The sequence below is a fragment of the Gibbsiella quercinecans genome (assembly GCF_002291425.1).
Taxonomy (GTDB): domain Bacteria; phylum Pseudomonadota; class Gammaproteobacteria; order Enterobacterales; family Enterobacteriaceae; genus Gibbsiella; species Gibbsiella quercinecans.
In genome coordinates this window covers 2,952,803-2,967,286 of the sequence record NZ_CP014136.1, presented here as the reverse complement: position 1 = coordinate 2,967,286, position 14,484 = coordinate 2,952,803, and the positions used below count along the sequence as shown (strand labels likewise).

Annotated in this window: 12 protein-coding genes and 1 riboswitch; of the genes, 2 read left to right on the top strand and 10 right to left on the bottom strand. The window is 57.4% G+C overall.

The features are described from left to right. Positions 1-92: 92 nt before the first annotated feature. From ACN28Q_RS13805 to pgi, 5 genes are all read right to left on the bottom strand, one after another. Positions 93-2,180: a YjbH domain-containing protein gene (locus tag ACN28Q_RS13805; protein WP_095846855.1), complete on the bottom strand. Its 2,088-nt coding sequence runs from the start codon at positions 2,178-2,180 to the stop codon at positions 93-95. Next, positions 2,180-2,935 (bottom strand): capsule biosynthesis GfcC D2 domain-containing protein, encoded by a 756-nt coding sequence (locus tag ACN28Q_RS13800; protein WP_095846854.1) that lies wholly within the window; start codon positions 2,933-2,935, stop codon positions 2,180-2,182. The genes ACN28Q_RS13805 and ACN28Q_RS13800 overlap by 1 nt, the downstream gene beginning before the upstream one ends. Beyond that, the gene (locus ACN28Q_RS13795) at positions 2,922-3,626 is read right to left on the bottom strand and encodes a YjbF family lipoprotein (protein WP_095846853.1); all 705 of its coding nucleotides are present in this window, start codon (positions 3,624-3,626) and stop codon (positions 2,922-2,924) included. Before ACN28Q_RS13795 ends, ACN28Q_RS13800 begins: the two co-directional genes overlap by 14 nt. A 22-nt stretch (positions 3,627-3,648) precedes the next feature. Beyond that, on the bottom strand, positions 3,649-3,870 hold the full coding sequence (locus ACN28Q_RS13790) for an exopolysaccharide production protein YjbE (RefSeq protein WP_121525898.1): 222 nt from the start codon (positions 3,868-3,870) through the stop codon (positions 3,649-3,651). A 535-nt stretch (positions 3,871-4,405) separates the two neighbouring features. Continuing rightward, positions 4,406-6,052 (bottom strand): glucose-6-phosphate isomerase, encoded by a 1,647-nt coding sequence (gene pgi / locus ACN28Q_RS13785; protein ID WP_095846852.1) that lies wholly within the window; start codon positions 6,050-6,052, stop codon positions 4,406-4,408. Between the two features lie 303 nt (positions 6,053-6,355). After that, positions 6,356-6,546, top strand: a riboswitch (Lysine riboswitch). A gap of 112 nt (positions 6,547-6,658) precedes the next feature. On the opposite strand from pgi, the gene lysC reads away from it, so the two are divergent. Both lysC and panS read left to right on the top strand, forming a co-directional pair. Next, complete coding sequence (gene lysC, locus ACN28Q_RS13780; protein ID WP_095846851.1) at positions 6,659-8,026, top strand: lysine-sensitive aspartokinase 3; 1,368 nt, start codon at positions 6,659-6,661, stop codon at positions 8,024-8,026. Positions 8,027-8,159: 133 nt separating this feature from the next. Next, entirely contained in the window at positions 8,160-9,080 is a 921-nt protein-coding gene (panS, locus tag ACN28Q_RS13775) for a ketopantoate/pantoate/pantothenate transporter PanS (RefSeq protein WP_095846850.1), read from the top strand. A gap of 49 nt (positions 9,081-9,129) precedes the next feature. Here the strand turns inward: panS and ACN28Q_RS13770 are convergent, their stop codons facing one another. From ACN28Q_RS13770 to ACN28Q_RS13750, 5 genes are all read right to left on the bottom strand, one after another. Then, a complete protein-coding gene (locus tag ACN28Q_RS13770; protein WP_095846849.1) occupies positions 9,130-10,779 on the bottom strand; it encodes a Na/Pi cotransporter family protein in 1,650 nt (549 codons plus the stop codon). Between the two features lie 198 nt (positions 10,780-10,977). Then, entirely contained in the window at positions 10,978-11,970 is a 993-nt protein-coding gene (locus ACN28Q_RS13765) for an ABC transporter ATP-binding protein (RefSeq protein ID WP_095846848.1), read from the bottom strand. 4 nt (positions 11,971-11,974) lie between these two features. Continuing rightward, positions 11,975-12,760, bottom strand: a complete 786-nt coding sequence (locus ACN28Q_RS13760; RefSeq protein WP_095846847.1) for an ABC transporter permease — start codon at positions 12,758-12,760, stop codon at positions 11,975-11,977. Positions 12,761-12,839: 79 nt separating this feature from the next. Then, a complete protein-coding gene (locus ACN28Q_RS13755) occupies positions 12,840-13,676 on the bottom strand; it encodes an ABC transporter permease (protein ID WP_095846846.1) in 837 nt (278 codons plus the stop codon). 9 nt (positions 13,677-13,685) lie between these two features. Next, on the bottom strand, positions 13,686-14,483 hold the full coding sequence (locus tag ACN28Q_RS13750) for an alkaline phosphatase family protein (protein WP_095846845.1): 798 nt from the start codon (positions 14,481-14,483) through the stop codon (positions 13,686-13,688). Position 14,484 lies beyond the last annotated feature (1 nt).

The following is a 14,484-nucleotide window of genomic DNA, read 5'->3' as shown; positions in this document are numbered from 1 at the left end:
ACAGGGCGCATTCAACGGCAAGAGAGGGATGTCGTGTTGGGAAATAAATGAGGGGGAGTCATCTCCCCCTCATGCGCAGGTTGGCGACCGGCTTAACGGAAGCTATCGTTGCGATCGGAAGTCATGCTATACAGCTGATACTTGCGGCCCAGCATCTGGCCGCCGTCGCGGGTCAGCGGCGTCCAGCTTACGGAAGCACGGCTGCGTGAAGGCGATACCGTCATCAGATCCAGCGGGATAGAGACATAGAAGCCTTTGGTGAATGAACCCTCACCGTATTCTTCTTTCGATACGTTGGTGACCGTCGCATAGGCGCCCACCACAACCCCGCTGTCAAAGCGTTTAGACAGATCCAACGTCGCGCCCTTATCTTTGGCCAGATATTGGCCCACGCTCAGTTTGACCAGCACGCCATCGACGAACGGCGGCATCCAGTAGCCGGTAATGTGGCCGGTTCCGGTGCTGTAGTCGGTGAAGCGCATCATGTCGTCCCAGTCACGCTGTTTCACCCAGTTGGCGTTGGCGCCCACCGCCCAATTGCTGTCGAGCGGCCGATACAGCACTTCACCGCCGACGCCGCCGAACATGCTTTCCAGATAACCGCCGTAAACCTGGCCATAGAACCCTTGGCCGAAGTCCTGGAAGTAAGAGGTTTGCAAATCGTTAATGTACGCATCGTTCTGCACATACTGACGAATGTGCGTACGCACGCGCGGCAGATGGCTGTCCGAAGGCGGCGCCGTATAGTTGAACTTGTCGTAGTTATTGAACAGGTTGACGAATACGCTACCGCTGTTCAACCAATGATCGGTCACCCACCAGTTGGCGCTGCCCAGCAGGCCCACCTGGTACATGTAGAAGGTTTCCGCCCCGCCCAGCGATTGGGTTAAGGTCGGCGACAGGCTGAAGGACAGCGCCTCATCATCGATGTAATAGCCCTGTTCGGTGGTTTTCGGCAGATCGGGATCGATGCGTTTTTGCTGCAACGTCTGCTCATGCCCCAGCGGGTAGCCTTCCAACTGCTGGCGCAGGCTGTTCACGTCCGTACGCGTGGTCACCTGCGGCATGTGGTAGCGCGTTTCGGTCACATCCAGCGTATCCACGCCTTCCGGCAAGTGGTTCATCAGGATAACGTTCGCGCGCTCAACACCGTCTTCGGAATAACGATATTTGCTTTGCTCGCCGGTCATGTACAGCGTGTTGTCTTTCACCTGAATCTTCGGCGCGTTGAAGCCCGCATTGTATTTGAGATCGGTCAGTTGGTTCGCCGCGACGTCATGCTGCAGGTATCTATCCTGCGGCTGCGGCCGATAGGCTGGCTTAGGCTGATCGACATTTGACGGCTTCAGATCGTTAAAGTTGGTGCGCAGGGTAAAGCCGGCCATAAAGGTATTGCCGCGCTCATAGCTGACGTTCACATCCGCCCAATCCGTGATGCGGTAAACGGCGCCGAAGTTGAATTTGCTGTCCTGACGCAGCGTACCGGCAAAATCATCCTGGTAATTATTCCCTTCATACTCCACTTTCAGGCGCAGCGGCTGCCAGGGCGTTTGGTATTCAATACCGCCGAACAGCGATGCCGGCCCCTTGAAGGAGTTGTTGAGATCGACGGAGCCGGCGGTTCGGCCGCCGTTGCCGCGCTGGCAATAGCTGTCGCTGGCTTCACAGAACGGGTTTTTCACATTGCCGCTGTTGCCCAGATAGCCCCAGCCCATGCCCAGTGTGAAGTCAAACGGGCCCCATGCCTTGCTGGCGGCCAGGTATTCACCGTCAAATAACCCCGTCCCGCCAATATCCCGTATCCCGGCAGACACTTCCGGCAACCAATAGCCTTCTTCCCACAGGCGCAGCTTCACATCAAAGGATTTGTCTTTATAGGTTTGATCGCCGCTGAATGACGTATTGCTGCTGTATTGGCGCGTCCGCACGTCGGTATAACGGATAGTGGTTTCCAGCCAGGGCAACGGCTGAATAGAGACCGAATAAAACCGGTATTGGTCATTATCACGGTAGTTAAAGCTGAATTCGCCCTCTTTCGCCATACGGGCGCTCGGCATTTGCAACAGCCCCGCACCGCCGAAATCAGACTGAGAAGGCCCCAGAGGTTCAGGATATGACGCCGCCTGACACGCACTCGCGACAGACAGCGCAACCAAGCTAAGTAAGTAACGTGTTTTCATCAGTCAGGGATCCGGTGCGTCAATAACGAAATGATTTGCTCATTGATGTCTTTATAGCTCCGGGGCAGAGCGGATGAGGCAAACCCGAGGAACAGCAGACTCCCTGGCGTCATTTCATGATGCCGCCGGTTCCAGTAAGCAATTGGAACACTCTGGGCCTCACCTTCAGGCGTGATTAGCCAGGCGGTGCTGCGTTCAGCGCCATCCAGGCGTTGAAGCCCGCTTAAATAATCACTGACGTCTTTGCCAGGCAGAAAATCATGTTTACCCGCGGGTGCCAATGCCCCCAGCAGGCTGACGTCTTTCGGCTCCGGCGCCACGAAGACCTGATATTCCCCCGCCAGACGGCGATCCAAATCCGGGCGCAGCTGCAGCCAATCCGGATCCAGCGACACAAACTGACGGCCGACGATATTCAGCCCGGCGATCTGCGTACGCACACTGTCTACCGTGGCCGCGATCGTGGTATCCCCATCCTGGCGCAGTTCGGCGCTCAATGCGCCGAGCCGTGCCAACAATTGCTGTTGCTTCTGTTTTTGCAACTGGGTGGCGCTGCGCTCTGCAATCGCCGCCCCCGGCCACCAGATATTGCCTTGCAACGCCGGGTTACCCACCACCAGGCTTTGCAACGTCGCCGCATCCTTGATCGTGACCTCTGCCCTGTTCGGATAAAAAACGGTTACCCGGCTATCTGCATAGGCAGTATTCAGCAAGAGGCACAGTGATGCACTTAAGAGCAGATTAATTTTTCTCATTGTCCCTCTGCTTCAATAGTGTAATTTCAACCGGGAAATAGTCCGCACCCAGATATTGCTCGGACTTGATAACCACACCCGTTTGCGGATCAACCCAGAAACGGTTTTCCCAGTTCTTATTCAAGCTGCTAACCGCAACTTGTTCTTCAATCACGCGATAGGTCTTACGTTGGCCGCCGATGGTCAGGGCTTCATCTTCCTGACGTTGGAAGGTGGATTCGGCCAGCCCATAGCGTGTCTGGTTGTTTTCCGTCCAGGCGATTTGGCGCAGCCAGCGGTTACCGTCGATAATCCGCAAAGGCGCCGCCAGAGGATCTTGTTCAAGGTTGGAGACGCTGGTTAAATTGTCATGCCAGCCCAGGGTTTTCACCAGGCGCCCATGGCGCAACGTCATTAACGTGCGGTCCTGGCTCACCCATTTTTCTTCGCCATTTTCAAGCGCCCCAAGCACCATCATGATCTGTGGCTGATGATTAATGCTGACATAGACGCTGGGCCTGGATAAATCCTGGATCTCTTGATCTGTCAGCTCAACGCCCGATGATTCAAACAATACGTGATAAACAGTGTCATTGACGCTGTTTTGGGCTGAGGTACAGGCCTGAAGGGATAAACATATGAATAATAATAATAGATGGCGCAACTGAGCAATCCCGGCACATTGAGAAAAAGAAAAAAAAAGAATAACCACTAAGTGGTTATTCTTTTACGGTTTAGCCCGCTGTACTTGTCGTCGTGCTGGTGCTGGTGCTGGTTGAGCTGCCATCATCGCTATTGCTCTGAGCAACCAATGCAGCCGCTGCTACAGCAGCAACCGCGCCAGTGCCAACAATCACTGCATCACCTTTTGACCCAGCTGGATCAAAGGCTGCCCAGGAATTGGAGGCACCCAGCAGCGCCATTGCGGCTAATGCTGAATATAATACCTTTTTCATACACAACCCTCTTTCAGTAATGAACCTACGGCCTAAAGATCACTTTTTAGGCCCTACTAGTATAAGGTATCATGTTAAAAAAACATCGCTATTATCTAAAAATAAGTCATATCCTTTTGGCAGGACAAATAACCATTAGCGATGGTTTTAATTTGTATAACACAATAAATAATAAAACAAAAATGAAAAAAACCGATGTGTGGAAATTCAGAAAAAGCCCATTCACAGAATAAATTATTATTTTTCAAATAGATAGAACATCACCTCACCCCTTCACCAGGCCAGCCGCCCTTTTCTCCGGCATCAACCCCACACATTGAGATGATTCTTAGCATCCCCCTATTTTACCGGTAGCCTATCCCCGGCCGGCATAGGTAGACGGTAAACAACGTGTCATATTCGGGAGGCGGGACGCAGCATCTGCCGCTCGGCATGGGGCACGGGTATCGCGTTCTCACCGGTGGGCGTTGCCGATAAACGCAAATGCCGGCCTCGCGGCCGGCATTTGTCACAGCATCGCCTTAACGGCGATAAATCAACGCCACGCTTTAAAGCGGTTAATCAGGGCGTTGGTTGAACTGTCATGGCTGCTGACGGCGTCGGCGCCTGCCAGTTCCGGCAGAATACGGTTCGCCAACTGTTTGCCCAGTTCCACACCCCATTGGTCGAAGGTGAAGATATTGAGGATCGCCCCTTGGGTGAAGATTTTATGCTCATACAGGGCAATCAGGCTACCCAGGCTGAACGGGGTGATTTCCCGCAGCAGGATAGAGTTGGTTGGGCGGTTGCCTTCGAATACCTTGAACGGCGCCACGTGCTTCACGTCTTCCGGTTTCTTGCCCTGCGCGGCGAATTCTTCTTCCACCACCTGCAACGATTTACCAAAGGCCAGCGCCTCGGTCTGGGCAAAGAAGTTAGACAACAGCTTGGCGTGGTGATCGCTCAGTGGGTTGTGGCTGATCGCCGGTGCGATGAAATCGCAAGGAACCAGCTTGGTGCCCTGGTGGATCAACTGATAAAACGCGTGTTGGCCGTTAGTACCCGGTTCGCCCCAGATGATCGGGCCGGTTTGGTAGTCCACCGGTTTGCCGTTGCGATCGACATATTTGCCGTTGGATTCCATATTGCCCTGCTGGAAATACGCGGCAAAGCGGTGCATGTATTGGTCGTACGGCAGAATCGCTTCGGTTTCGGCGCCGAAGAAATTGTTGTACCAGATACCGATCAGCGCCAGCAACACCGGCAGGTTTTTCTCCGCCGGCGTGGTGGAGAAATGTTTGTCCATTTCATGCGCACCGCTCAGCAGTTGTTCGAAGTTGTCAAAACCGATGGACAGCGCGATCGACAGGCCGATGGCGGACCACAGGGAGTAACGGCCGCCCACCCAATCCCAGAATTCGAACATGTTGGCGGTGTCGATACCGAACTCCGCCACCGCTTTGCCGTTGGTGGACAACGCGGCGAAGTGTTTCGCGACGTGCTGTTGATCGCCAGCGGTTTTCAGGAACCAATCACGCGCACTGTGGGCGTTGGTCATGGTTTCCTGCGTCGTGAAGGTTTTGGAGGCCACCAGGAACAGCGTGGTTTCCGGATTCAACGTTTTGAGGGTTTCCGCAATATGGGTGCCGTCAACGTTGGAAACAAAATGCATGTTCAGGTGGTTCTTATAGGGGCGCAGCGCTTCGGTCGCCATATAAGGGCCAAGATCGGAACCACCGATGCCGATGTTTACCACGTCGGTGATCGGTTTGCCGGTGTAGCCTTTCCATTCACCGCCAATCACACGCTCGCAGAACTGCTTCATTTTCGCCAGCACGGCGTTAACTTCCGGCATCACATCTTTGCCGTCGACCACAATCGGGGTATTGCTGCGGTTACGCAACGCAACGTGCAGCACGGCGCGATCTTCAGTGCGGTTGATTTTCTCACCGGCGAACATGGATTTGATTGCGCCCTGCAGATCGGTTTCTTCAGCCAGCGCCAGCAGTTTTTCCAGGGTTTCCGACGTGATGCGGTTTTTGGAGAAATCCACCAGCATCTGATCGTTGAAGGTAGCGGAAAACTTGGCGAAGCGATCGCCATCCTGGGCAAACAGATCGCAGATCTGTACGTCTTTCATTTGTTCAAAGTGTTGCTGCAGGGCTTGCCAAGCAGCGGTTTGACTAGGATTAATATTTTTCATAGCAACGCTCTTATGCTTGAGATGAAGGTGACGTAATCGTCCGATTGTAGCCTGAACGCCGATGATTATGATCTCTTTTCTTGCAATAGGCGCACGCTGCCCACGTCATGCACATCGCATTTACCTTTATTCAACAAACAGTCCGCACTTCGGTTAACTCTGTGCGACAAACACCGGCGGGATTTAACGCCGGGCGCACAACGCCCGCCGCAAGCGACAAAAATGAAAATCCCTCACCCTTCGGCCGTTGACAGTTGGGCCCAAACCCGTTATTCCTAACAGCCTACTTGCGCACCCCGTGCGCAAGCCAGAAGAGGCGCGTCGCCCAGGTAAAGTGTCAGAGGAGCCGTACTCCCATGACGGCACCGGAGGGGGAGCGACGCCGAGGTACAGCGGCCAGCGGCGGCCAACGTATCGGCTACAGGGGCTGAATCCCCTGGGTTGTCACCCTAGGCCACCGCAGGTGGCCTGCAAGGTGGGGCGCTTCTGGGTGTACCGTAGCCTTCATCTCTACGCCTGCTCCCTGTTTACCGCTCTTCCCTTGTGCCAAGGCTCTGGAAATAAAATGCCGTCAAAACGGCACTCCCTGACACGAGGTTTTTTTACATGACTCAAGCAGCATCCCAACATGCCACCATCGTGGCCAAATTCGGCGGTACCAGCGTCGCCAACTTTGACGCTATGAACCACAGCGCGGACGTCGTCCTGGCCAACCCCAATGTGCGCCTGGTGGTGCTTTCCGCTTCCGCCGGCATTACCAACCTGCTGGTGGCGCTGGCCGAAGGCAACGAAACCGAAAAACGCAGCTATCACCTCGATGAAATTCGCCGCATTCAGTACGCCATCCTCGATCGCCTGGATAACCCCCAGGTCGTGCGCGACGAAATCGACCGCATGTTGGAAAACATCGCCATGCTGTCGGAAGCCGCCGCACTGGCCACCTCGGCGGCGCTGACCGATGAGCTGGTCAGCCACGGCGAACTGATGTCTACCCTGCTGTTTGTGGAAGTGCTGCGCCAGCGCCAGGTTCAGGCCGAGTGGTTCGACGTGCGCAAGGTGATGCGCACCACCGATAGCTTTGGCCGCGCCACGCCAGATACCGCCGCGTTGAAAGAGCTGGCGCAAACGCTGCTGCAACCGCGTGTTGAAGAAGCCCTGGTGATCACCCAGGGCTTTATCGGCTGCGAACCGAAAGGCCGCACGACCACGCTGGGCCGCGGCGGCAGCGACTACACCGCGGCGCTGCTGGGCGAAGCGCTGAATGTCAGCCGGGTGGATATCTGGACCGACGTGCCGGGCATTTACACCACCGACCCTCGCGTGGCGCCTTCAGCCAAGCGTATCGACCGCATTGCGTTCGAAGAAGCCGCGGAAATGGCGACCTTTGGCGCCAAAGTGCTGCACCCGGCCACGCTGCTGCCGGCGGTGCGCTGCGATATCCCGGTGTTCGTCGGCTCCAGTAAGGATCCTGCCGCCGGCGGTACGCTGGTGTGCAACGGCACGGAAAACCCACCGCTGTTCCGCGCGCTGGCCCTGCGCCGCAAACAAACGTTGCTGACCCTGCACAGCCTGAACATGCTGCACGCACGCGGCTTCCTGGCAGAGGTGTTCAGCATTCTGGCGCGCCATAACATTTCGGTGGATCTGATCACCACCTCTGAGGTTAACGTGGCGCTCACCATGGACACCACCGGCTCCACCTCGACCGGCGGCAGCCTGCTGACCACCGCGCTATTGACCGAGCTTTCCTCGCTGTGCCGGGTCGAAGTTGAAGAAAACCTGGCGCTGGTGGCGCTAATCGGCAACAATCTTTCGCAGGCCTGCGGCGTGGGCAAAGAAGTCTTTGGCGTACTCGAACCATTCAACATCCGCATGATTTGCTACGGCGCAAGCACCCATAACCTGTGCTTCCTGGTGCCCGGCGACGATGCCGAGCAAGTGGTTCGTACCCTGCACCGCAACCTGTTCGAATAAGCGCTGTTCTGCGGGCACCCATGGCGTGCCCGCACTGCAATCACATACTTATATAAAAAATAATGTTCCACACCTCCAACATAACGACCAACCACCATTCCCCTTGTTCCCGCTTGGCTAAGGAAATTCATTCATGCTGGCAAAAGTAACTCGTCTGTTCCCACTGTGGGCAATCCTGCTCTCGCTCGCCGCCTATTACACACCGTCGTCGTTCAGCGGCGTCGGCCCCTACGTCAGCCCGCTGCTGATGCTGATTATGTTCGCTATGGGCGTCACGCTGCGGCTGGATGACTTCAAGCGCGTGCTCTCGCGCCCTGCGCCGGTGGCCGCCGGGATTTTTCTGCATTATCTGGTGATGCCGCTGGCTGCCTGGCTGCTGGCGATGTTGTTCCATATGCCGCCGGATTTATCCGCCGGCATGGTGCTGGTCGGCAGCGTCGCCAGTGGGACCGCATCCAACGTGATGATCTATCTTTCCAAGGGCGATGTGGCGTTGTCGGTCACCATTTCGGCCGTGTCAACGCTGGTCGGGGTATTCGCCACGCCGCTGCTGACGCGCCTGTATGTCGATGCCAAAATCAGCGTCGATATCATGGGCATGCTGCTGAGCATTTTGCAGATCGTGGTGGTGCCGATTGGTCTGGGGCTGATTGTGCACCATACCTTCACCAAAACCGTCAAGCGCATTGAGCCCTTCCTGCCGGCGCTGTCGATGGTGTGCATCCTGGCGATCATCAGCGCCGTGGTGGCCGGCAGCCAGAGCCACATTGCCTCCGTTGGCCTGGTGGTGATTGTCGCGGTGATTCTGCATAACGGCATCGGCCTGCTGAGCGGCTATTGGGGGGGCAAACTGTTCGGCTTTGATGAATCCACCTGCCGCACGCTGGCGATTGAAGTGGGTATGCAAAACTCCGGGCTGGCGGCCACGCTCGGCAAGCTCTACTTCTCGCCGCTGGCGGCCCTGCCGGGCGCATTGTTCTCGGTTTGGCACAACCTTTCCGGCTCGCTGCTGGCGGGCTACTGGTCCGGCCGGCCAATCAAGAAACAAAAATAAACGCACGCGGGGCGCCGATCGGCGCCCCGCAACGAGATAGACCGGGCGTTTACAACGCGCTGGTTTTTTCCTCCCAGTCACGCTCATCTTCCCGCTCATCCTGCTCCAGCACGTTATACGCCACCGAACAGAACAGCGAATTCAAACGCTTCATATCCCCCAACAGCCCCAGATGCAGCGAACTGGTTTCGATGCTCTGCACGTTCTGTTGGTGCAGCCGGTTAACGTGGGCGTGGGCATAGCGACGATCGAGAATACGGAAGCGGTGTTTGGAACGGCGCAGCCGCCTGGCACTGGTGAGATCGCCGGATAAAAACACCGACAGGCTCAGGCGCAGGTTGCCGACCAGGCGTTCATGCAGGGCATCCAGCTCTGCCAGCCCTTCGGCCGAAAAGGCGCGCCGCGCGGCATGGGACTTGGCCGCCACGTCGTCGGTCATCCGCTCGATGATGTCCCCGGCCTGCTCCAGGTTGAGCGCCATCTCAATGATTTCCGCCCAGCGGCGTGAATCCTGCTCGCCCAGATCCTCTTTCTGAATTTGCGCCAGATACAGTTTGATGGCGGTGTACAACACGTCCACATCGTCATCAAGGCGGCGCACTTCCTTTTCCCGCGCCAGTTTGCCATGCAGCACTTCGTGGTGCAGGATCATCATATGCTCCACCACATCGCCCATACGCAGCGTTTCCCGCGCCGCGTTGGCCAGCGCCAGCGTCGGCGTATCCAGCGCGCTGCTGTCCAGATGGCGCGGCCGCAGCCGGGGATCGTCCTCCGGCGTATCGGCAATCAGCATGCCGCACAACCGCGCCATCGGGGCGGCCAACGGGATCAGCACCAGGCAACGGATCAGGTTGTAGAACATGTGGAAGTAAATCACCAGATCTTCATTCTTACCCGGCAAACGGCTCATCATATCGGCCAGATAGGAAATAAACGGCAGCACCAGCGCACAGCCGGCGATTTTGAACAACAGGCTGCCGAGCGACACCCGCCGCCCGGCGGCGTTTTCACCGCTGGTGTTGATGGTTGCCAACAGCCCGCTGCCTAGGTTGGCGCCGATCACCAGGCACAGCGCCACCTTCAGCGAGATCACGCCGGAAGCGGTCAGGGTGGCCGACAGCAGCACGGCGGCCAGGCTGGAATAGCTGACAATGGCGAACAGCGCCCCGGTCAGCGCATCCAGCATCACGTCGCCCGTCAGCGAAGAGAACAGCACTTTCACCCCGGCGGCCTGGGTAATCGGCGTAGCGGCGGCCACAATCAGTTCCAGGGCCAGGACGATCAGCCCCAGGCCAATCGCCACCCGGCCAATCTGCCCGATGCGGGTCTGCTTGCGGCTAAGGAAAAAGATCACGCCGATGAAAATCAGCAACGGAGAAAGCCAGGAAAGATCGAAGGTCAGCACACGCGCCATCAGCGCGGTGCCCACGTCGGCGCCGAGCATGATCACCAGCGCCGGCGTCAGCCCTACCAGGTTTTGCGCCACAAAGGAACTGACCAGCATCGCGGTGGCGTTGCTGCTTTGTACCAACGCAGTAACGCCAATGCCGGCGGCGAACGCCAACGGTTTCTTTTCAACGCTGCTGCTTAGCACCCGGCGCAAATTGGCGCCATAGACCCGCATAATACCGGTGCGCACAATGTGGGTGCCCCACACCAGCAGCGCCACGGCAGAAAGCAGGTGAAGAAGGGTCAACACGGAAAGAACGCTCCATTAAACGCCCGGCAAGGTAAGGCGGCTATCCTGCCTGCCGGGCGCCAATTTAGCAGGACAGCGGCAACGGGCTGCGGGCGCCTGGCGGGGTTCCCTGTTGTTATACCCTCCACCTTTCAAATCGCCGCCGCGTCGGCAGCAAGTTGAAATCTCTCGGCTATAACGGCAAATGCCGCAGCACGGTCATGCAACTTCCCGTAATGTAACGGGTTCTAAGTGTAGCCCAATTTCGCCGCCGTCGGGGTGTAAATCGCCCGCCGAGCGGTTGAGCACATCCACCAACAGCTCCACCCCCTGCGCCTGAATGCGGTAACGCACCACGTTGCCGAGCAGGCTGTGGTTCATCACCCGGGCGGCAATCCCCTGGCCGGCGGGCAACAGGGTGATGGATTCCGGCCGAATAGCCACCTTACCGCGGTACAGATTCCCGGTCAAAGCAGTGGCCTGTTCCGCCTCGAGCAAATTGTAACTGCCGATGAAGCCAGCGGCGAAGGCGTTGGCCGGCTGCGTATACAGGGTGACGGCATCGCCGCTTTGAACAATTTCCCCTTTATTCATCAGTACGATACGGTCAGAGAGTGTTAGCGCTTCCTCCTGATCGTGGGTGACGAAGATCGCCGTAAGGTTCAGCTCACGCTGGATACGGCGGATCTGCTCGCGCAGGTGTTTGCGGATGCGCGCATCCAGCGCCGAAAGCGGCTCGTCGAGCAGCAGCAAACGCGGGCGCGTCACCAGCGAGCGCGCCAGCGCCACCCGCTGGCATTGGCCGCCGGAAAGCTGATGCGGGTAGCGCTTGGCCAGCTCGGTCAACTCTACCAGCGCCAGCGCTTCCTCCACCCGTTGCTGGATCTCGCCGCTCGCCAGCCGCTGCATTTTCAGGCCGAACGCCACGTTGCCCGCCACCGTCATATTGGGGAACAGTGCATAGCTTTGGAACACCATGCCGATGCCGCGCTTTTGCGGCGCCAGCGGCACCAGATCGACACCCTGCAGCAAGATCTGCCCGCTGTCGACCGGGGTCAGCCCCGCCAGGCAGCGCAACAGCGTGGATTTACCGCAGCCGCTGGGGCCAAGCAGCGTAACAAACTCGCCCTCTTCGGCGCTGAAATCGATGTCGTGAAACACCTGGGTCGGCCCATAGTGTTTATTCAGGCGTGTGATGTTGAGATATGCCATAGGGTTAGCCCTTTGTTTTGTTCAGTAGGTTTGCCAGCCAGGTGACTACCAGCACCACCGCGAAATAGGAAATCACCAGCGCGCTGGTGAAATGGCCGCTGCCATTGCGCATGTTGTAGAGATAAACCTGCAGCGTTTCATACTGGCTGCCCACCAGCAGGTTAGCGAACACAAACTCACCGATCAGAAAAGAGAACGACAGCAGTACCGCGATCATGCCGCCCTTGCGCAGATTAGGCAGCACCACCAACAGCGCCGCCTGCCAGGTGCTGGCGCCCAATAGGTGGGCGGCATCCATCAGATCGCGCAGGTTAATCGCCTGCATGTTGTTGCTGATGGCGCGGTAGATAAACGGCAACGCGATGGTGAAGTAACAGCCGATCAGGATCCACGGCGTGCCGAGTAGCGGCAGCGGATCCGCGGCAAACAGTTGCATCAACCCGACCGACGACACCACCGGCGGCACGGCGAAAGGCAGCAGGATCAGGATATTCATCACCGCATCCAGCTTCGGGAAGTAGTAAGCAATAACAAACATCAGCGGCAGAATCACCACCACGGCCAGCACTAGCGAGCCAAAGCAAATCAGCAGCGAGTGCCACAGCGCCTGCAGGAAGCGTGGATCGGCCCACAGCGCCGTCATCCATTTCAGCGTGAAGCCGTCCGGCAAAATGGTGGCCCCCCACTGTGTGGCCAGCGCATACACCAGCGTCGCCGCCAGCGGCAACAGCAGGATCAACAGCAATACGCCGGTCACCACCCGGTGATAAAAAAATTCAAAACGCGGCATCGGCAACCTCCGTTAAACCCCATAGATTTCGCGTTGCGGCTTACGCCGCGGCAACCTGAAAGACGCAGCGCATAGGCCGCTAACGTGCACGGGTATAGCTCCTGCGTAACAGCCATTGGTGAATCAGGGTGATCAACGCCATCATCACCACCAGCAACATCGCCAACGCGCTGGCCAGGTTAGGATCGAGCGAAATATCCCCCGCCACCAAGCCCGAAATACGGATAGGGATCACGTTGAAGTTACCGGTGGTCAGGGCATATACCGTGGCATAAGCGCCGAGCGCATTGGCCAGCAGAATCACGAAGGTGCCCATCAACGCCGGCGCCAACACCGGCAGGCCGATATAGCGCCAAAAACGCCACGGGCTGGCGCCGAGCAGCGCGGCCGATTCGCGCCAGTCGCTGCGCAACGCATCAAACGCCGGGTACAACAGCAAAACCCCCAGCGGGATCTGAAAATAGGTGTACAGCACGATCAGCCCGCTTTTCGAATACAGATTGAAGCTTTCCATCAGGCCGTATTTACGCAGCAGCAGCGTCAGGCAGCCGTTCAACCCCAGCAGAATCACGAAAGCGAACGCTAACGGCACGCCGGCAAAGTTACTGGTCATGTTGGTAAACGACATCACGAAATCATGCAGCCGGGTTGGGCCTAACTGGCGTAGGGAATAGCTACCGATCAAGGCGATCAACAGGCCATAGACGCTCGACCACACGGAGATTTCCAGCGAGAACTGGAAGGCTTGCAGATAAAACGGCGAGGTCAGCACGTCGATATAGTTGCCTAACCCCCAGCCGCTGCTTTCGCTGAAAAAACTGTTGATGGCGATCCAGATCAGCGGCGCAACCTGAAACGCGCCAAACAACACGATAAACGGCACCAGGCACAGCGCAGCAATCCATTTAGCTTTCATCTTGCTCCTTCATGCCAGCAGTGCGCGGCAGCTCGGTTTGTCATGGGCAACGGCCAGCAGTTCGCACAGCGTGCCGCACAGTTCAGTCTGCAACGGGCTGGCTTCCTGTTGGCTGAAGGCGCTGCCGAACACGAACAGCGGCACTTCGCGCTCTTCCGGCAGCACACCGCCGTGGCTACGATCGTCATTCATGCCGTGATCGGCGGTCACCAGCACCTGGTAGCCGGCCTCCAGCCAGCCCGGCAAATAACGCGACAGCACGCCGTCGGCATTACGCGCCGCGTTGCGGTACTGCGGGGAAGAAAGCCCACAGCGGTGCCCGGCATCATCAATGTTCATCGGGTGAATCAACAGGAAATCCGGCTGGTGCCGGCAACGCAGGCTCTCCGCGTCATCAAACAGATGCGAGTCCGGATAGCGGTCATCGTAATAAAAATGACCATGTTGAATCGGCAGCGCCGGTTCGTCAGTGTGGCGATCGCGCGCGGCATTGAACGGGGTGCGGTTATACAGTTCACTGACCCAGTGATAAGCCGCGGCCGCCGTACACAAACCGGCGGCACGCGCATAGTGGAACACACTCTGCTGATGCGACAGACGCGAAACATTGTTATGCACCACGCCGCTCAGCACCGGTGTAACGCCGGTGAGAATGCACTCATACAATGGCCGGGAGAGCGAGGGCAACTCACTCTCCATTTTGTATAACCGCCCACGCCCTGCCGCACATTCGGCCTGTAAATAGCCCATGGCGTCATGCGCCACTGAATAATTCAGGCCGTCCAGCAGTACGAGGATCGTTTTCATA